The 20,283-nt window shown below is 28.5% G+C and carries 20 protein-coding genes; 4 read left to right on the forward strand and 16 right to left on the reverse strand.

The annotated features are described in order from the left end of the window. Positions 1-14: 14 nt before the first annotated feature. From FYJ27_RS00390 to queG, 7 genes are all read right to left on the reverse strand, one after another. The gene (locus FYJ27_RS00390; RefSeq protein ID WP_154481419.1) at positions 15-974 is read right to left on the reverse strand and encodes an ABC transporter substrate-binding protein; all 960 of its coding nucleotides are present in this window, start codon (positions 972-974) and stop codon (positions 15-17) included. A 208-nt stretch (positions 975-1,182) separates the two neighbouring features. Further along, positions 1,183-1,854 (reverse strand): DUF2225 domain-containing protein, encoded by a 672-nt coding sequence (locus FYJ27_RS00395; RefSeq protein ID WP_154481422.1) that lies wholly within the window; start codon positions 1,852-1,854, stop codon positions 1,183-1,185. Between the two features lie 80 nt (positions 1,855-1,934). Then, the gene (locus tag FYJ27_RS00400; protein WP_195839046.1) at positions 1,935-3,053 is read right to left on the reverse strand and encodes a VanW family protein; all 1,119 of its coding nucleotides are present in this window, start codon (positions 3,051-3,053) and stop codon (positions 1,935-1,937) included. Between the two features lie 127 nt (positions 3,054-3,180). Beyond that, on the reverse strand, positions 3,181-3,828 hold the full coding sequence (nth, locus tag FYJ27_RS00405; RefSeq protein WP_154481428.1) for an endonuclease III: 648 nt from the start codon (positions 3,826-3,828) through the stop codon (positions 3,181-3,183). A gap of 9 nt (positions 3,829-3,837) precedes the next feature. Then, positions 3,838-4,119 (reverse strand): DUF503 domain-containing protein, encoded by a 282-nt coding sequence (locus FYJ27_RS00410; RefSeq protein WP_154481431.1) that lies wholly within the window; start codon positions 4,117-4,119, stop codon positions 3,838-3,840. Between the two features lie 92 nt (positions 4,120-4,211). Further along, positions 4,212-5,402: a glycine C-acetyltransferase gene (locus FYJ27_RS00415; RefSeq protein WP_154481434.1), complete on the reverse strand. Its 1,191-nt coding sequence runs from the start codon at positions 5,400-5,402 to the stop codon at positions 4,212-4,214. 79 nt (positions 5,403-5,481) lie between these two features. Next, the gene (gene queG, locus FYJ27_RS00420) at positions 5,482-6,600 is read right to left on the reverse strand and encodes a tRNA epoxyqueuosine(34) reductase QueG (RefSeq protein ID WP_154481437.1); all 1,119 of its coding nucleotides are present in this window, start codon (positions 6,598-6,600) and stop codon (positions 5,482-5,484) included. A gap of 275 nt (positions 6,601-6,875) precedes the next feature. On the opposite strand from queG, the gene ald reads away from it, so the two are divergent. Then, the gene (gene ald / locus FYJ27_RS00425; protein ID WP_154481440.1) at positions 6,876-7,991 is read left to right on the forward strand and encodes an alanine dehydrogenase; all 1,116 of its coding nucleotides are present in this window, start codon (positions 6,876-6,878) and stop codon (positions 7,989-7,991) included. Between the two features lie 96 nt (positions 7,992-8,087). Here ald and FYJ27_RS00430 read toward each other — a convergent pair whose 3' ends face one another. The 3 genes from FYJ27_RS00430 to FYJ27_RS00440 form a co-directional block, all read right to left on the reverse strand. Continuing rightward, entirely contained in the window at positions 8,088-10,757 is a 2,670-nt protein-coding gene (locus FYJ27_RS00430) for an ABC transporter permease (RefSeq protein WP_154481443.1), read from the reverse strand. Further along, complete coding sequence (locus tag FYJ27_RS00435) at positions 10,751-11,437, reverse strand: ABC transporter ATP-binding protein (RefSeq protein WP_154481446.1); 687 nt, start codon at positions 11,435-11,437, stop codon at positions 10,751-10,753. Before FYJ27_RS00435 ends, FYJ27_RS00430 begins: the two co-directional genes overlap by 7 nt. A gap of 245 nt (positions 11,438-11,682) precedes the next feature. Then, positions 11,683-12,156 carry a VanZ family protein gene (locus tag FYJ27_RS00440; RefSeq protein WP_154481449.1) on the reverse strand — a complete coding sequence of 158 codons (474 nt, stop codon included), beginning with the start codon at positions 12,154-12,156 and terminating at the stop codon, positions 11,683-11,685. 129 nt (positions 12,157-12,285) lie between these two features. Between FYJ27_RS00440 and FYJ27_RS00445 the strand changes: the two genes are divergently transcribed. Continuing rightward, entirely contained in the window at positions 12,286-12,798 is a 513-nt protein-coding gene (locus FYJ27_RS00445) for a hypothetical protein (RefSeq protein ID WP_154481452.1), read from the forward strand. A gap of 485 nt (positions 12,799-13,283) precedes the next feature. On the opposite strand, the gene FYJ27_RS00455 is transcribed toward FYJ27_RS00445, so the two are convergent. Beyond that, entirely contained in the window at positions 13,284-14,369 is a 1,086-nt protein-coding gene (locus FYJ27_RS00455; protein WP_154481458.1) for a sensor histidine kinase, read from the reverse strand. A 39-nt stretch (positions 14,370-14,408) separates the two neighbouring features. Beyond that, positions 14,409-15,068 (reverse strand): response regulator transcription factor, encoded by a 660-nt coding sequence (locus FYJ27_RS00460; RefSeq protein WP_229775431.1) that lies wholly within the window; start codon positions 15,066-15,068, stop codon positions 14,409-14,411. 133 nt (positions 15,069-15,201) lie between these two features. Between FYJ27_RS00460 and FYJ27_RS00465 the strand changes: the two genes are divergently transcribed. Beyond that, complete coding sequence (locus FYJ27_RS00465; protein ID WP_154481461.1) at positions 15,202-15,915, forward strand: tRNA lysidine(34) synthetase; 714 nt, start codon at positions 15,202-15,204, stop codon at positions 15,913-15,915. A gap of 31 nt (positions 15,916-15,946) precedes the next feature. On the opposite strand, the gene FYJ27_RS00470 is transcribed toward FYJ27_RS00465, so the two are convergent. Then, positions 15,947-16,774 carry a deoxyribonuclease IV gene (locus tag FYJ27_RS00470; protein WP_154481464.1) on the reverse strand — a complete coding sequence of 276 codons (828 nt, stop codon included), beginning with the start codon at positions 16,772-16,774 and terminating at the stop codon, positions 15,947-15,949. 135 nt (positions 16,775-16,909) lie between these two features. Here FYJ27_RS00470 and rodA point away from each other — a divergent pair, with 135 nt between their 5' ends. After that, the gene (gene rodA, locus FYJ27_RS00475) at positions 16,910-18,016 is read left to right on the forward strand and encodes a rod shape-determining protein RodA (RefSeq protein WP_154481467.1); all 1,107 of its coding nucleotides are present in this window, start codon (positions 16,910-16,912) and stop codon (positions 18,014-18,016) included. A gap of 65 nt (positions 18,017-18,081) precedes the next feature. Here rodA and nudC read toward each other — a convergent pair whose 3' ends face one another. From nudC to FYJ27_RS00490, 3 genes are all read right to left on the reverse strand, one after another. Then, a complete protein-coding gene (gene nudC / locus FYJ27_RS00480; protein ID WP_216385537.1) occupies positions 18,082-18,912 on the reverse strand; it encodes an NAD(+) diphosphatase in 831 nt (276 codons plus the stop codon). A 26-nt stretch (positions 18,913-18,938) separates the two neighbouring features. Then, positions 18,939-19,517 (reverse strand): thymidine kinase, encoded by a 579-nt coding sequence (locus tag FYJ27_RS00485; protein ID WP_154481470.1) that lies wholly within the window; start codon positions 19,515-19,517, stop codon positions 18,939-18,941. A gap of 64 nt (positions 19,518-19,581) precedes the next feature. After that, the gene (locus FYJ27_RS00490) at positions 19,582-20,166 is read right to left on the reverse strand and encodes a metal-dependent hydrolase (protein ID WP_154481473.1); all 585 of its coding nucleotides are present in this window, start codon (positions 20,164-20,166) and stop codon (positions 19,582-19,584) included. Positions 20,167-20,283 lie beyond the last annotated feature (117 nt).

The following is a 20,283-nucleotide window of genomic DNA, read 5'->3' on the forward strand; positions in this document are numbered from 1 at the left end:
ATAAATCCCTGCTTTTATTCAAATAAATCTGGATGCAATGTTTTAGCTACTAGTTCTAAAGCTTCTACAATTCTTGGTCCAGGTCTTGAAACTATATTAGGTTCTAATAGATATACCTTGTCATTTTTAACAGCATTTATAGTTTCATATCCAGGTCTAGATTTTATTGATTCTACCGTTTTATCTTCTGTATCTTCAGCTGCTAAATATATATCAGGATTTCTTTCAATCAATTGTTCCTGGTCAAATTCTGTATATTCCTCTTTTGCATCTTTAGCTATATTTTCTCCACCAGCTAAATTTATTAATTCATCCATAAAAGATCCAGGACCAGCAGCCATAAGTGGGTCATGCCATATTTCATAAAACACTTTTGCCCTCTCTTCATCCTTTACTTTATCTACAATTTCATCTTTTTTGGCTTTCATATCCTCTGTTATTTTTTTAGCTTCTTCTTCTTTACCAGTGATTTTGCCTATTTCATTTATAGTATTTATTACTTCATCTATAGACTCTGGTTCATAAGATACTATAGGTATACCTGCTTCTTTTATTTTACTATTTATTCCTTCATCACCTTTTCCATATTGAACTACTAAATCTGGTTCTAACTCAATAACCTTTTCAATATTTATTCCTTCATAATCTCCTATTTTATCTTTTTCTTTTGCTTCTTCCGGATAATCACAGAAACTTGTTACTCCTACAATCTTATCTTCTAATCCTAAACTAAAAAGTATTTCTGTATGGCTTGGTGCTAACGAAACTATCCTTTCAGGTTCCTTTTCTATAGTGACTTTATTCTTAAACTGGTCTTCTACCTCTAGAGGGTATGCTGAATTTTCGCCTTCAGTTTCAACCTTCTCATTATTATCTTCTGCTTTATTAGAATTTCCGCAACCTGTAAAAGCAACCAATGTTAATGCTAGTACTAATACTAACATTAGTATTTTTTTGTTTTTAAATCTTTTCATATGTATTCCTCCATCCTTTAGTTAATTAAATACTATGTTTCAAGGAAATGATATCAAATAATCTTAACAGATTCAAGACTAGAATATTAGCTAAATATTTCTCTAAAATCTTATACCAGCTTCTTCATTCTCATTATGCAATAATAACTTTAATATTCTTCACCTTGTAGATGCTGTATTTATTTTCCTATTGTGCTTTCATTTATCACTAACTTTCTTTAGCTAATTGCCATTGCTCTCTTGTCATTCTTTCAATAACCCTATTATCTTTTATTTCAGGATTTCTTAAAACATTGTTAAACCAATTTAAAGCTTCTTCCTTCTTTCCTAATCTTCTCGAAAATTCCCCTATTAAATACGTTAAGGTCAATTCGTCCATAGTGCTATCAGCTAAATATTCATTATAATAGGCTTCCCTGTAAAGATCTAAAGTAAAATGTAAAAATCTTTTTTCTTCATTGCTGTCTTTTTTTATTCTATACAACCAAGCTGTTCTTAAACAAATATTAGCTAAATTATATTTTTCAAAGTTTAATAGTTGTCCACAATATAGTGATAATTTATATGCTTCGATGGATTTTTCAATACTTCTTCGGCCTGAAAAGCTTCTTTTATTCCATTTTGAAGATACTTTATCTAATATAATTTTCTTTTCCTTAGAATTTATATTATGAAACTTGTCCTCCATAGATGCGTAACCACAATGTTGGCATACAAATACATTATATTTTATAGGATTCTCCCCTTCATAATAAGTTAAAAAATCCGAATCCCTTTTAATTAATCTAAGTTTAGAGGTTCTAACCTTATTTGTTATGAATTCTTGATTACATACGGGACATTGAACTTTTTTATCATACAATTCTTCTACTTTTTCCAATTTAATTCCTCCATTTTTTATTTATTATTCTGTATTTAAGCTATATCTTCAACTTCTTTGTTAGAGGAAATAATAGTTTATTATCTTTTTCTGTTTTTATCTCCATATATATATATTTTTACATTATTATCTGTTGACTTGGTATGAATATATACAGGAAAATCAAAATTATTTTTGAATTTTAAATCTAATGCGCCATAAGCTACTGCTGCATCTTTACCATGGGGTACATACTTTACTGGTAAAGAATGTGGGTGTCTTTCTATAACCTCTAAATTTGATAATAAAATAGCATTATAAAGAGTAGTAGATACTTGGCATACCCCTCCTCCTAATCCTGGCGTAAACTCCCCATTTACAATAACAGTTGCTTCTTTATATCCATTTTGTTTACTTCTTGGACCTGTTGTTTCATTAAATGAAAAAGTTGCTCCTGGCATTAATAATTTTCCATCTAAAGCTTTTGCAGCAATACGAATATTTTCTTTTCTCTCCTTACTACTGGTTTTAAAAGAAGTTGAATATTGGCCTATTATTCCATTAATTTTGCTCAATTCTGCTTTGGTAACTTTAGGATTTACCTTTTCTACTGGAATTTCTAGATCCTCTAACTTATATATATTATTTTTAATTTTCTCTTTTAAAAGTTCTTCATTTACTTTTCTACCTATTTGCTCTTCTGTTATAGATATATTTCCTTGATTAAAGTAAAATACTGCATCTTTACTTTCTATCTTAATATCTTCAGATATTTTATCGACTACTTTATCTATGGACTTTAAATCATAACCACTTTTTAACTTCACTTCTTTTCCATGTTTTTTAGTATTTGAAATAATTTTAAGTCTACTAAAAATATTGCCTTCCCTTCCTACTTTATAAGATTCATCTACTGCTTTTTCATAATCATAGTAAAAACCTAGTTCTTTAAGCTCTATTCTATAATTTTCATCTTTAAATTTTAATATCATCTTTTTATCATTTAAATCTTTATCCATTTCTTTTTTTATATGCTTTAAAGCTTCTTCTTTAGTCTTATTACTTATGTCAATTTTTTCTACTCTTACTCCAGTATATATTGTATCTTTATTTAATACTGAGAAAAAACCATAAAATCCAATTAGAAATAGCATTATTGCTAAAGATATATATATTATTATCCATCTATTTTTCTCATTCTCTTTTCTTGTTTTCTCCATAATTCTCCTCCACATTTAAAATATAATTCTCTTAACTTATATGAGATTGCTCTTCCTCAGTTTTTTGTTTATAATATTCCATCTTATGGTTTTTTATACATGATTATGCCCTTTTTATCTATATTATTTACCTAAAATTCTCCTTATAATAATTGCAATAGTCAGTTAGAGGACATTTAGTACATAAAGGCTTTCTAGCTTTACAAATCCTCCTTCCATGGAAAATTAGAAGATGATGAGCCTTTGACCATCTCTCTTTTTTTATATTATTCATTAAGTCCTTTTCTGTGTCTAATACATTTTTACTATTTGCTAAACCGATCCTATTTGATACTCTAAAAACATGAGTATCAACAGCAATTGCATCTACTGAAAAAGCATTACTTAATACTACATTTGCAGTTTTTCTACCTACGCCTGGAAGTTTCATAAGATCCTCTCTAGTATCTGGAACCTTTCCATCAAACTCTTCAATGATCATTTTACAAGTTCCTAAAATATTCTTACTCTTATTTTTATAAAAACCACAAGTTCTAATTTTTTCTCCTAACTCCTCTTTAGTAAGCTTTAAATAATCCTCAGGTGTTTTACATTCTTTGAAAAGCTCTTCAGTAACTATATTCACTCTCTTATCTGTACACTGTGCTGATAATATGGTTGCTATTAAAAGCTCAAAACTATTTGAATGATTCAATTCAGCCCTTGCATCTGGATAAAGCTGTTCTAGTATATCCAGAATTTTATCCACTTCTTTTTTATCAATATCTTTCTTCATACTAATCACCTACAATATTTCTATATTATAATCAATTATTTCTACCCTACTATCCCTATCTACAAATTTCAACACATTTGAAACAATTTTATTGGCATGAGATGTGTTGTTAGTTACACAAGCAAATCCTATTAAAGAAGTTTGCCAGCTATCGTTTAAGTCTAACTCTGCAATAGATACATTAAATCGTGATTGTATTTTTCCTATTATACTTTTTACCACATGTCTTTTATCTTTTAAAGAATTTGATTCGTATATAATAATTTTAAGTGTACAGGAACCAATTATCATGAAAATCACCTCAGTATAGTTTAAGTTTAAGTAGGGTATTTTAGAATAATTAAAAGATAAATAAAAGGAGGTAAACACCCCCTTTTATTTATCTACCCCAATATATTCATTTCCTTACCCACTTTTTCAAATACTTCTACAGCTCTATCAAGTTGTTCTTTTGTATGACCTGCTGTTACCATACATCTTACTCTTCCTGTTCCCTTTGGAACTGTTGGGAATACTATGCCTGATACAAATACTCCATTTTCGAGTAACTTTCTACTAAACTCCATAGTCTTTGCTTCGTCACCTATTATTACTGGAGTTATAGGTGTTTCACTATGGCCTGTATCAAATCCTAATGTGCCAAGTTTTGATTTGAAATATTTAGCATTGTCCCAAAGCCTATCTGTATACTCTGTTGATTCCATAAGCATTCTTAGTGCTTCCATTATTGCTCCTACTGCTGCTGGTGGAAGAGATGTACTAAATAATACTGGTCTAGCTCTATGGTTTAACCACTCATACATAGTTTCACTACCTGCTACATATCCTCCTACTACCCCTATAGCTTTTGACAATGTACCTATTGAAAAGTCTACTCTTCCATGTAGATTAAAGTGGTCTACAGTACCTCTACCACTTTCTCCCAATACTCCAGAACCATGAGCATCATCCACATAAGTCATAGCTTCATACTTTTCAGCTAGCTCTACTATTTCAGGAAGTTTAGCAATATCTCCATCCATACTAAATACTCCATCAGTTATAATTAGTATATTATTATATTTATCCCTATTTTCTTTAAGTACTTTTTCTAGATGATCAATATCTGAATGTTTGTATATAGTTTTGTCAGCTTTGCTAAGTCTAGAACCATCTATAATAGAAGCGTGGTTCAATTCATCAGAAATAATTAAATCTCCTTTTTCAGTTATAGCTTGAATTGTTCCTGCATTGCAATTAAATCCTGATTGGTAGATAAATGCTGCTTCTTCACGTTTAAATTCAGCTAATAACTTTTCAAGTTCTTCATGAATATCCATATTCCCTACTATAGTTCTAACTGCACCTGCTCCTGCACCATATTTCTCAACTGCTTCTATTGCAGCCTTTTTTAGCCTTGGATGATTGGCAAATCCTAAATAGTTGTTTGAAGATAGATTTATAACTCTTTTTCCATCTAAAATAACTTCTGAATCATTTGCTCCTCCTAATACTGGAAGTTTTCTGTAAACCCCATCATCTTTTAACCCCTGAATTTTTTCTTTCAAGAAATTTAACTCATGAACATTTGCCATAGTTTCCCTCCTTAAAATAATTTTAGAGAAAGATTCATAATTATCCAAATATAGTATATCACAAATATTTGATTAATTATTAACAGTTTTTGTTTTGAAAATATTTTAATAAACTTTCCATCTCTTTCTTAACATCTTCGTTTTTTTCAACTTTAATTGCCTCTTTTATAATGGAACTACCTATATTTATATCAATATTTAATATAGACCAAGTAGCATATTTTCGAATCATAGGATTTTCATCATTTAATAAATCTTTCAAAAAATAAATATTTTTCTTTTCCTTCATATTTCCTAAGGCTATTAAAGAATTCCTCCTTAAAATATTTCTTCCTCTCCAACTTCCTGCCATATGACCGTACTTTTCTTTAAACTGTCTATTAGACAAAGTAAACAATTCCTCTATATCTATATAACCTTTAGTAATTTTAGGTATAAACTCATTTTTATCGCTTTTTACAGCCCTTTTATTTATAGGACATATTAATTGACAAGTATCGCAACCATAGATTTTTATTCCCATTTTTTCTCTTAATTCATAAGGAATCTCATTTTTAGTCTGAGTTAAATATGAAATACATTTTTTAGGATTTAATCTGTATGGTTCTTCCAATGCACCAGTAGGACAGGCTTTTATGCAAAGATTGCAATCATTACATCCTTCCTCTACCTCTATATCTGGTTCAATATCTAAATCTGTTAAAATATATCCTATAAAAATAAATGAACCATAAAAATTATTTATAATTGAACAATTCTTACCATACCATCCAATACCAGATTTTTTAGCAAGTTCTCTATCTATTAAAGGACCAGTATCTACAAAATATTCATACTTAAAATCCTTTTCCTTTTTTATTTCATTTATAAGCTTTCCCATTTTTTCCTTAATTACTCTATGATAATCTTCTCCCCAAGATGATTTTGATATTTTCCCTTTAAACTTATACTCTACCTTATCATTAAATTCTACATTATAAGAAACCCCTATGGTAATAATAGTTTTACAACTTGGAAAAACTTTTTTAGGATCTATTCTTTTTTCAATATCTCTTTCCTCAAACTCTGTTTCTTTATTATTTTCTCTTCTTTCAATTAAATAACCTTTTAAATTGTTTAACTTATTACAATCTGCAAAACCTATTACATCTATTCCTACTTCCTTAGATTTCCCTATAATATATTTTTTAAAATCCATACAAATCTTCCCTTTATGTTTTTCCTTTATTATAACCTATTTATTGAGTTTTTTAAAATTGTAAATACCAAAAAATCCCATTGATATAGAATTAACATATAATAAATATTTTTCTGATGTTTTAGATATATTGTAGTATTTTTCTGAATTATTTTGATACTTTTGCTGGAATTTTAGTTATTTATGTAACTAAGTTGATTTTAATGATGCAAACCTTTTCATAATATGATAAGATATATTTAATAACATAATTATATCTTAAGGAGGAATGTTACATGATTATTGGAGTACCTAAGGAAATTAAAGAGCAAGAAGACAGAGTAGCCCTAACACCTGCTGGTGCAGATGCTTTAGTTAGAGCAGGCCATAAGGTTTTAGTAGAAAAAAATGCAGGTATGGGAGTAGGCTTTACTGATGAAGAATATTCGGAGCTAGGAGCAGAAATACTACCAGAAGCTTCTATGGTATGGAACCAAGCTGATATGATTATGAAAGTTAAAGAACCACTTAAGTCTGAATATACATATTTTAGAGAAGGACTTATTATATTCACTTATTTACACTTAGCAGCAGCAGAAGAATTAACAAAAGCTTTAATGGAAGCTGGAACAGTTGCTATAGCTTATGAAACTGTTGAAAATCCAGATAGATCTTTACCTCTTCTTTCACCTATGAGTGAAGTAGCTGGACGTATGGCAGTACAAGAAGGTTCAATTTATTTAGAAAAAACTCGTGGAGGAAAAGGTCTTTTAGTAGATGGAGTACCAGGTGTTCCTCCTGCACATATAGTAGTTGTAGGTGCTGGTAATGTAGGTACAGGAGCTATTAGAAGAGCTATTGGTTTAGGTGCTAGAGTTACTGTACTTGACATAAATACGGACAGGCTTCGTTATTTAAATGAAGTATTTATGGGTAGAATAGAAACTCTTTATTCAAATAACTACAACCTAACTAATGCTGTAAAATCAGCTGACTTAGTAGTAGGTGCTGTTTTAATTCCAGGAGCTAAAGCACCAAAATTGGTTACAGAAGAAATGGTAAAACTTATGGAACCAGGTAGTGTTCTAGTTGACGTTGCTATTGACCAAGGTGGATGTATAGAAACTACACATCCTACAACTCACGCTGATCCAATATTCATGAAACATGATGTAGTACATTATGCAGTAGCTAACATTCCAGGAGCAGTTCCAAAGACTTCAACATTAGCCCTTACAAATGCTACTTTACCATATGCAATTAGAATTGCTAATAAAGGTTGGAAGCAAGCATTAAAAGACGAAATGCCATTGAGAAAAGGTGCTAATATATTAGAAGGTAAATTAGTTTACAAAGCAGTAGCAGACGCTTTTGATTTACCATATACACCAGTAGAAGAAATATTAGGTTAATATAGATATAAAAATCTCCAATTTCAATATTGAAATTGGAGATTTTTGTTTATAATTATCATATATCATATTAGGCACTTTTAAAATACAGTTCAATTAGTCTATAGATCTTATGGCATCTGTTATTTCAATTTTATCTACTTGTCTTCTAGGGCCTATCGTAGCTATATATCCAATACTCAAATTTATAGCTATCACTATTAAAAAGGACTTCCAATCTATAAAAAAACCTTTTGTATATGTCGGTATTGGAAATACATATAACGGAAACAAATATACCTGATAAACAAATATACCCATCTCAGCTATAAGGGCTACTATACAAGAGAAAATAGCCGATATACTTCCATACATTATTCCCTCGAATTCTATCATCTTTCTAAACTGTTTTTTAGTAAGGCCAATAGCCTTCATAATACCATGTTCCCTAGTCCTAGATATTAGATTATAATTTATGTTGTTATATATACTTAGTCCGCTTATTAAGATTAAAATAACAGCTATAGCATTTTGGAACAAGTTATCAGTTATAGATGACTTCTCCTGTTCTTTATTAAACTCGTAGATATCAACAAACAGAGTCCTTTCAAAAATCTCCGATAATTCTTGGGATTTTTCCTTAACCGATTTATAATTTTCTTTACTAATATTTTCTTCTAAATTTATTCTAACTGCCCTATAGGAATTATCTATTCCAGATAATTCTTTAAACATATTTTCTGATATTAATACATAGGGTATTGTTGGCATTGCCACTACATTTTGATCCCTATACTGTGTTGGCAATTCATCAACTATACCTATTACAGTAAATTCTTTATCCACATACTGGGAACTATATTTTTTATGTTCCGATAGAAGCTCCATATTATCTATACCCTTGGCATATCCTTCTTTTGGGATAGTTACTTTAATCTTATCCCCATTTTTAATATCTAGTACAGGTTCATATCTACCTTTCGCTTTTTCATCATAGGGAGCCCCATTTTCCTTTGTTTTAGGAATATAAACTACTGCTACAGGCTCTTTTTTCATTCTATTTATATCTATTTTTTCATTTTGCAATATGCTAAATATTTTGCCTAAGTATTCTAGATCCTTATCCCTAAGCCCTGTTACAACATTTCTAATCATTACACTATCCTTAGTATCTCCTTCTATATAGAAGTCTCCTAAATTCGCTTCTGGATAAAAACCTTTTTCATTCATAAATTTTATATAATTTTCACCATTTGTTTCATTCAATTGCTCTTTATCTAATTTAAGTTTAGAATATAAGGCTTGTATATAAAATACATTTTCAACCTGAGGTATTTTTTTAATTTCATCTAGCTGTTCTTTTGTATAACCATTTTTCATAGGCTCATTCATGTCTAAATTTAATAAGATTTCAGACCATGGTGATTTATCACCAATACTCTCCAATTTTTCTCTACTTCTTCCATGCAACTCTTCTTTAAAAGACCTCGCCATAAAAAAGGTTGAGCCTACTGCCATAGCTATTATAGTAAATATAAGAACTTTTTTATTTCTTTTTAGATTTTTATAAGATACCTTATTTTGTACATTCATAAACCTTTCAATAAAGCTTTCTTTCTCTTTAATTTCCACGTTTTTATCTTGGGTAGCTTTATTCATAGCTTCTATTGGAGATACTTTATTTGCTAATATTCCCCCTCTTAATCCTGCTAATAGTATAGAGCCTAAGGCTGATAACATAGCTAACCCAATAGAAAACTTAGAAATAACTACAGTGTCTAATTTATATTGGGCTTCCGTGATAAAAATTGCCATTTTGCTTCCCTTAAGAACATATGTGAATAACATTCCTGTCAACGAACCTAATGATGCACCTACAATATATAAGATAAATATTTCCGATAATATTATATATACTATCTGCTTTTTGGTGCTACAAATAGCCCTCATCATACCATACTCTTGGACTCTTTTTAGCACTGAAATACTATATAAACTGTAAATTACTATTCCACCTACTAACATAAGTAATAGGGAAATCCTTACCAAATTCCAATCTACAGCTTCAAATTCTCCCATAGCATCAAGTAACATCTTATTTAACTGTATTTGACTTTCATCCTTTATTCCTATAGCCTTTCCTAGCTTCTTAGCCTCATTCTTATATGTTACTCCTTCTTTAAATTCTACTAAAGTTTCTATAGACTCCTTATCCTGTGCTAGTTTTCCTTTATCAAATGCTATAAAAGCATTTCTAAAATCATGACTCTGGCTATGCAACCTATTTTTAATTATCCCAACTAACTTAAATTCTTTTTCTCCATTTTCTTTTGAAGATAATTTTATATTTTTATTTAGTTCATGGGGCAATCTAAGCCTATCCAATACCCATCCTTCTATTGCAATCTCATTTGATTCTGTTGGATATTTTCCCTCTATTATTTCTGTATCCAACATATATAATAACTTTTTCTCTCCTGCCAAGATATCTACATTTACACCATTGTTACTCTTCCAAGTACCATAATTAAAACTATTTGCTACTTCCTTTACATTTTTTTCTTTACTTATTTTATCTATTTGAGCTTTACCTAACCCATTATAAAAAACATGATTTCTTCCTGTGTTTTGTATAATATCATCAACTTGGAGCACCCTTGCACTTTCAGATAAAGAACCTATGGTCACTACTAAAAACACACTTAACATAATACTTAGAACTATCGCTATAGATCTTTTCTTATATTCCTTTATATGTTTCCATGCTACTTTCATGTATTTTAGCAAGATTCTCCCTCCCTATTAACAAGGAGATTACCATCTTCAATTCTTACTATTCTATCAGCCATTTGAGCTAGTTTTTCATCATGGGTTATCATAACTAATGTTTGATGATATTTTCTTACAGATTGTTTTAAAAGATTTATTACTTCTAAACTGGTTTTAGAGTCAAGATTTCCTGTTGGCTCATCTGCAAGAACTATAGCTGGTCTAGTAGCTAATGCTCTAGCTATGGCTACCCTTTGTTGTTGTCCTCCTGATAATTGATTTGGAAGAGCATTTTTCTTGTCATAAATATTTAACGTCTTCATCAATTCTTCTATGAATTCATTGTCTACAGTTTTTAAATCAAACTCTATAGGTAAAGTTATATTTTCCCATACATTTAATACTGGAATTAAGTTATATGTTTGAAAAACAAATCCCACTTTTCTCCTTCTAAATATGGCCAAACTTTCATCATCCATTGAATGGATATCTTTATTATCTATAAATACTTTTCCTTCAGTTGGTCTATCTAGTCCCCCCATCATATGAAGCAATGTAGTCTTCCCTGAACCAGAAGAGCCTACTATTGCTACAAATTTACCTTCTTCTATAGATAAATCTACTCCATCTACGGCTTTTACTAAATTATCACCTTTTCCATAATACTTTTTCAGTGATTTAGTTTCCAATATTTTCATGACTAATCCTCCCTTGTATATGAGTCTAGTGGCAAATATAGCAATATATTTAACACTACAATAATAGGATACCACCTCTAAATTACAAAACAATTTAATCTTGTTGACAGTTTTGTAATTTTATTAATTGTATTAATTAAATTTTCCATTATTATAAATAAAAAAATAAGACAAAGAATAGTTCTCTGTCTTGAGTTTTACTAATATCTGCTTTATTTAAATTCATTATTATACTAAAGATATATTTAATAAATTTCTTTACGAATACAATGTTGATAACAACAAAATATTCCATATCCTATCATACATCCGATTAGATTTAAAATAATATCATCAATATCACAATAACCTAACATAGTTATTAGCTGAAATATTTCTATAAATATTATACCTATAAAAGAAATGAGCAATACTTGAAAAAAATTTTTATTATATGCAATCGGCAAGAGAAAACCAAATGGAATAAATGGTAATATATTTCCTAAAATATTTTTAAAAGCAAACATACTGAAAAAATTTGTTAAATATGGTTTCATTGTCCTGAATGGAACCATATTTATATTCCATATTCCTTCTTCTCTATTAGATTTTATAGAATTTATCCTATCTACTAATTCATAAAATGAGCCTTTAAATTTAACAGCTATAAAAACAAACAAAATTATAATATAAATCCAAAATAGCTTTTTCTTATTAAATGAATTTTTCTTATTAAACATACGTATTCCCCCTTTATTATAAAATAACAAACTATTACTTAAATTACAATATTTAAAAAATGTTTTTTGCAATACTTATTTTCGTATGATATTATAAAATTACCAGAATTATAAAAAGGAGGGATATATGTGAGGAAATGTAATAAAATTATTAGCATTATTTTTGCAATATTTTGTATTATTTCTATAAGTTCATCAGCTTTTGCAGATTCAATCCATGTATTGAAAGAAAATCCACCAAATAATACATTCACGGGAGACTTTGAAATTTCTGGAGCAAATCCACCAGGACGTAATGCAGATATACACAACTTATCATTATCATCATATAACTATCAAGCAAAAAATATGGGATATAGACTTTATACTAGTAAATGGTTGAAAGGTGCTTCTTCAATAAAAATAACAGTTAGAAATTGGAAATTACTTGAATTCCATGGTGGAAAAAGTAATCAACTAGACTTAATAGTGTATAACTCTTCTAAAAAACCAATTAAAAGTAAAACAATAACAATTAATGGAACAAGCGCTTCTACAACTATTAGTGGTCTACCTAGTTCTTCAAAGTATTATATTTGTTTTCAAGTTCCTACTAACGGTAATAGATATTCTTATAATGGAACTATTTCTAAGAACAATTAATAAAATATTAGTGTCTGATCTAAAAAATCATTAGATTAAGTAAAATACAATACTAAATACAAAAACTATATATTTTAAAAAGCAAGTATATTACTTTATTTTTATATACTTGCTTTTTTTACTTTTAATCTCTCTTTAGCTAGGGTTTTTTCTTTCTTTTATTTTACTTCTATTAAAATACCAATATAGATAAATCTATTCCATCTACTGCCTTCACTAAATTAGCATCTTTTCCATAGTATTTTTTCAATGATTTTGTTTCCAATATTTTCACAATTAATCCTCCCTTGTATATGAGTCTAGTGGCAAACATAGCAATATATTTAACACTACAATAACAGAATACCACCTCTAAATTACAAAACAATTTAATCTTGTTGACAGTTTTGTAATTTTGTTAATTGTATTAATTAAATTTTCCATTATTATAAATAAAAAAATAAGACAAAGAATAGTTCTCTGTCTTGAGTTTTACATTTTATTTATTAATAATTTTGTAATGTTATCAATATGGTAAATTTACTTCCTTGTCCTTCTTCAGAGGATACTATCAATCCTCCACCTTGTTCTTCTAATATATTTCTAGCAAGGTATAATCCTATTCCTGAGCCCTCAGCTTTTTTTGCTTTTTCTGAATCTCCTCTATAAAATCTATCAAAAATTTTCCCTATATCCTTTGATGGAATTCCTATACCATTATCTTCTATATCTATTTTTATATAAGTTTCTAACTTTTCCATAGAAATATTTATCTGTCCATTTTCATCTGTATATTTGACAGCATTGTCAAGAATATTAAATATTGCTTCTTTAGTCCATCTAAAGTCATGATATACATAAATGCTTTCTAAATTGCTCATATTTATATCTATATTTTTTTCCAATGCTTCTAAATATACTCCATTAACTGCTTCCAATATAGTTTGTTTAACATCTTCTTTCTCTTTTTTTATCTGTATCATACCCGATTCTGTCGTAGAGATTTTGACTAGAGAATTAGCCAACCATTCAAGTTTTTCTACTTCATCTTTTACTCTTTCTAAAAATTCTTCCTTTTCTCCTTTAGTCAGTCCTCCTTCAATCAATAAAGAATTAAACATTTTTATAGAAGCAAGCGGTGTCCTAATCTGATGTGAAATATCAGTTACTAAAGATTTTACTTCCTCTTTCTCAATATTTATACTATCTATACTTAACTGCAATCTTCTAGACATTTGACAAAATTGAGATTCTAGTCGTGATAATATTCCTTCTTCATCAATATTTGATATAGTAGAATAATCTCCATCCATAATCCTATCTATGTCAAAGGATACTTTCTCTAATTTTTTCATTATATATTTTAATACACGGATAAATAAAATAATATTTAATATAATAACTAGAGCTATAACAACTGTACTCTTAAATATAAATTTAGAAATTAAACCCTCATTTATTTTTATATTGTAACTTTGCAACTGTTTTATAAAAAAATAATTATTTAAAATAGTTAATGAAAATATAAAAATTAGACTTATTAATAAAATAATAAAAGCTTGTTTAACTATGGTATCTTTTTTAAGTATCATTCTTTAAAACGCCCCTTAGTCCAAATATATCCTATTCCCCTAATATTTTTTTATATATTTAGGTTCTGAAGGATTATCTTCAATTTTTTCTCTAAGTCTTCTAATATTTACTGGGAGCGTACTTTCATCTAAAAAGTCTCCCTCCATATCCCATAACTTACTAAAAAACTGTTCTTTGGTAATTACTTGTTGAGGATTGTCTATAAAATATTTAAATAATTTAAATTCTGTTTTAGATAAAGATATTTCTTTTCCCTTTACATATACTTTCATAGTTTTAGGATAATAAACTATGTCTTCACATTGAATTTTTTTAGCTTCTTGATCATTAAATTTTCTTCTCAAAACTGCGTTAACTTTAGATACAAGTACCATTAAACTAAAAGGTTTGGTAATATAATCATCAGCTCCTAAATCATAACCTGTAACTATATCTACTTCCCCTACACAAGCCGTTAAGAATATAATAAAAACATCTGATATTTTCCTTATTTCTCTACAAAACTGAAAACCATTCCCATCAGGTAGACCTACATCTAGCACCATTAAATCTATTTCTTGTTCATTAAATATTTCTTTACCTTCTTTAAGACAATCTGCCGAAAATACATTAAATCCTTCTTTTTCTAGTTTAAAACTAATACCTCTATTCAGCGATTCATCATCTTCTATTAATAAAATATTTATTTGGTTGTTCATATCCATCCTCCATAATAATATTTTTATCTAATTATATTATACAACATTTAAAACCCTTCTAAATTGAAGTTTACACTATTAAAGTATATAATTTAAATAATATCTATATTTTAATATTTTTGGAGGTATTCTTATGAAAAAATGGTACAATAAACTTTTTTTAAATAATATAAGAATGGCAGTAGAAAACTATAATATGATAGAAAGTGGAGATAAAATATTAGTTGGACTTTCTGGAGGAAAAGATAGTATATTTCTCTTATATTCCCTAATACTTTTAAGGGAAAACTCATATTTAAATTTTGATATTATAGGACTACATATAGATATAGGTCTTGGAATAGATATGGAAAGTACAAAAAAATTCTTAGTTGAAAACAACATTCCATATATTTATGAAAATATAGATATTATAGATAAGATATTTGAAGATAAGAAGAGTCCTTGTTATCTTTGTTCCAAGATGAAAAGAGGGGCTATAGCTAGAATTGCCAAAGAAGTTGGTGCTAATAAGATTGCCTTAGGTCATCATAAAACAGATTTAGTTATAACCTTTTTATTAAATCTTATATATACTGGAAAATTAGATACCTTTAAACCTATATCCTATAATGAAAAACATGATTTACATCTTATAAGACCCCTTATATATGTAGAAGAAAATATAATAGAAAAGATTGTTAATGGTGAAAACCTTCCTTTAGGAAAAGGGGAATGTCCTCAAGATGTTAAAAATAAACGAAGTGAAATAAATAATCTACTAAAATATATAGAAAATAAATACCCAGATTTCGAGCAAAAAACTATTACAGCCATTGAAAATTTCTCAGATGATAATTTATGGTAAACTAAAAAAGAACCCTTTAAAGAGTTCTTTTTTAGTTTGCCAATTTCCTTAATACTCTTATTTCCTTTCTATGTCCTTCTAAGTCATTAGGTGTTTCTAGATAAAAAGGTAATTCCTTTAATTGAGGATGGGTTATGATTTTTTTTATAGTATTTAATCCTATAGTTCCTTCCCCTATTTTAGCATGTCTATCCTTTCTACTATTAAATTCCATCATACTATCATTTAAATGAATACATTTTAGTTTATCTATTCCTACAATATTATCAAATTCTTCTAATACTCCATCTAAATCATTTACTATGTCATAACCAGCTGAATAAATATGGCAAGTATCTAAACAAACTCCAACTAACTCGCTATATTTAACCCCATTTATAATATCTCTAATCTCTTCAAAGGTATGTCCTAACTCAGTCCCTTTCCCAGACATAGTTTCAAGTAAAAGCATTGTATTTTCATTTCCAGTTATTATTTCATTTAATGCATCTGCTATTCTTTTAACTCCATATTCTGGTCCCTTACCTAAATGATTTCCTGGATGAAATGTAAAATATGGAATAGACATAGAATCCATTTTTTCATAATCCTCTTTTAATATTCCTTTAGCCATTCCATAAGTTCTATCTTTATGAGAACCTAAATTCAAAATATATGGAGCATGGGCAAGTAATGGACCGAAGCTATTTTCATCTAGTATTTTTTTCATCCTTGATATATCTTCCATATCCATTTTTTTAGAAGAATAACCTCTTGGATTCCTAGAAAAAAACTGATATACATTTGCATCTATACTTAAAGCTGATTTAGCCATTTTTTCATATCCTTCTGCAATAGATAAGTGGCAACCTATATACATTGAATCACTCCTTTATTTACTATCATTATATATGATATCATAAAGTAAGTATAATTTAACTGTTTGTTCTATATTCAAATATAATGCAAATATGATATAATTGTCTTTGTAAATCTTAAAAAAGGAGCTATTTATATGATAGATTTAAAGAAAAAATTTTCTAAAAGATTCGATTTTGTACTCTTCACAACTGTTGCACTACTTTGTTTGTATGGAATAATAATGGTTATGAGTGCTACTGCAAGTTTGAATAGACCTCGGCTTATAAAAGTTCAAATTATTGCTACAATACTTGGATTAATAACTATAATAATTCTATCATTAGTTGACTATAAAATACTTGGAAATTTTTATATTCCCATATATATTTTTTGCAACCTTCTTCTTTTAGCAGTGCTCATATTTGGTACTGGTGATAAGGATTGGGGTGCTAGAAGTTGGCTTAGTATAGGAGGATTTGCTTTTCAACCTGCTGAATTAGCAAAAATTGCTGTTATAATTTCTGTTGCAAAGATGATAGATAAAAATAAAAAAACTATAAATCAACCTTTTGTTCTTTTAAAAGTACTATTATTTGCTGGAGTACCTATTGGACTTATAGCTATACAACCTGATTTTGGAACAGCTGTAGTATTTGTGTTTTTTGTATTTGTAATGTTATTTGCAGCAGGCTTAAAACTACGTTATTTTGGATATGCTATAATAATTGGAATTATAAGCTTGCCTATTCTTTGGTTTTCATTCGACGGCTATCAAAGAAAAAGGATACTAAATTTTCTAGATCCAGAACATGATACCAGTGATTCTGGTTATCAAGCTATGCAAGCAAAAATTGCTGTAGGTTCAGGTAAACTTCATGGCCGTGGATTATTTAAGGGAGTTCAAACCCAGTTTGGGTATATACCTGAAAAACATACAGATCTTATATTTGCTGTTATTGGAGAAGAATTAGGACTCATAGGTGGACTTATTTTATTTGCATTATACTTTTTAATGCTATATAGACTAATTAAAATCGCTAAGGAAACAAAAGACACCTTTGGTTCTCTCATGGTCGTTGGGATAGCTGCTATGTTAGGAATTCATATATGGGAAAATATAGGTATGACTATTGGACTTATGCCTATTACAGGTATTCCTCTTCCTTTTATAAGTTATGGAGGAACATTCCTTTTAGTAAATATGATTTGTATAGGTATCGCTTTAAGTGTTGGTATGAAAAAAGAAGGATTAAAATTTTAAGAGCTAGAGATATAAAAATAAATATGTAAAGATCTATTTTTTTAAAGAACCCACTAAATATATATTTAGTGGGTTCTTTTAAACCATTCAATAAGTTCTGCTCCTATACTTTTAGATTTTTTATATTTAGGAATTTCATCTTTGCTAAACCAATCAGCATGTACTATTTCTTCTCCATCTACATTTATCTCACCATCTAAGTATTCAGCAGTAAAACCAATCATCATTGAATTTGGAAATGGCCATGGTTGACTTCCAAAATATTTTATGTTTTTAATCCTTATACCTACTTCCTCATATACTTCTCTTCTTACACATTGTTCAAAAGTTTCACCAAGTTCTACAAAGCCAGCTATTACACTGTACATTCCTTTAGGAAAATTTTTATTATGAGCTAATAAAATCTGATCTCCTTTTGTTATAGCTACTATAATTGCAGGAGATGTTTTAGGCCAAGTAGTATATCCACATTTAGGACAAAAAAGGGCTCTTTCACTTTCATTGTTTTTTCTTTCCATATAATATCCACATACACCACAATATCTATGGCATTTTTCCCAGTTCAATAAAAGTAAAGATTTAGCAGCTAATAAAAAAAGTTCTTCTTCAAGTAAAAATGTAAGAGGTTTCAAATCATATATCTCTATTCCACTTGGTGTTTTAAAATTATCTTTTATTTCGCTACTAAAACAATTATATCCATCAAGTGCTCCCATACATTGAGTATGTGCTAATTTAAAATCAAATTCTTCTAAATCTTTTCTTCTTAATATACTTATCTCATCACCTTTAGATTTAACTGCTAATTTTCCATTATTATATGGAAACCACAAATCCTCAGCGCTTTTAGAATATAATGGTACAACTGAAGCCTCAAATCTCATATAGTCTTTCAATTTATCCCCTCCATGTATATTAGATATTATTCATCTTGTTTTTTCTTTTCTTCTAAAAAACATTTTCTACACAATGGTTCATATTCATCAGAAGCTCCTAGTTTTATTCTTTCCATATCATCAGACTTCCTATGGCTAACCCAAGCATCTACACCACATTTTGCACAAACAGCATGGTGTTTATGTAGATAATCTGATATAGGCATAAGTTCTTTAATTACTTCAAAAGGTTTACCCCTATAATCCATATCCAATCCTGCTACTATTATTGTACAACCTCTTTTTAAAAATTCATTTATACCATTTACTATATTTTTCAGTTCTCCACCTAAAAACTGTACTTCATCTATAGCAATAACATCTGGTTTAAGCTCATCACAATATTCTATAATTTCATCTATATCTTCAACTAAAATTGCATTCATATAAGTTAAATCATGAGTTACAATCTCATTCTTTGAATACCTACTATCTACTACAGGTTTAAAAGCAATAGTATTATATCCTGCAATTTTAAAGCGCTTTATATCTTTTTCTAAACTAGAAGTTTTTCCTGAAAACATAGAACCTGTGTGTATTATCAGCCTACCTTTATATTGATGCAATTCCATTTCCCCCTTATTTTTGTTTACAAATGATATTATAGCATATATCAGCTTTAAGAAATATTTATCTTATGAATTGAATTAAAAAATATAATGAATAAAAACTTGAGCCTATAAATAATAAATTTTCTCCTTCTCCATTGGTTTTAATTGTAATAGGAGAAGATATGTTTTTAGTTATAGGAAAAAATAGCTGTATTCCCTTAGGAGTAAAAAAATCCATAACTAAATGTAAAACATACCCTATATTAAATCCTAGATATATTTCATTTATTCCAAACTTTATAGAATAAGTATACGCTATTGATGAAAATAATAAAAAACCAAGTAAACTATGAGTAAAGCCTCTATGACTAGACATTCCAGTAAGTATCATTATTATACCTAATATTTTAAATTCTTGATTTTCAACAATAGAATCTAAGTATATAAATCCAATACCTATAAGTACATAAAATAATACCTTAAAAAATTTATTATTGAATATTAATATCTTTTGATTTAATTTGCTTTTTGGATGATCTAAATCAGGAATTACTGCTCCAATTGCTGAGGTTATTATTAAAAAAAATTGTTCCTTAACAGGTTTACCAGTTGATAGTGCTAATCCCGTTGCTACTCCCACTGCTACATGAGTTTTTCCTGTCAATACATCTCACTCCTGTCATTTCTTTAATGTCATAAAGTCATTCTATATTATACTTCATATTATTTCTTAAAAGATAGTTTCACTATAATTCTATCTCTCTGAACATAAGTTCTTAAT

The organism is Anaerosalibacter bizertensis (assembly GCF_009696605.1).
GTDB lineage: Bacteria > Bacillota > Clostridia > Tissierellales > Sporanaerobacteraceae > Anaerosalibacter > Anaerosalibacter bizertensis.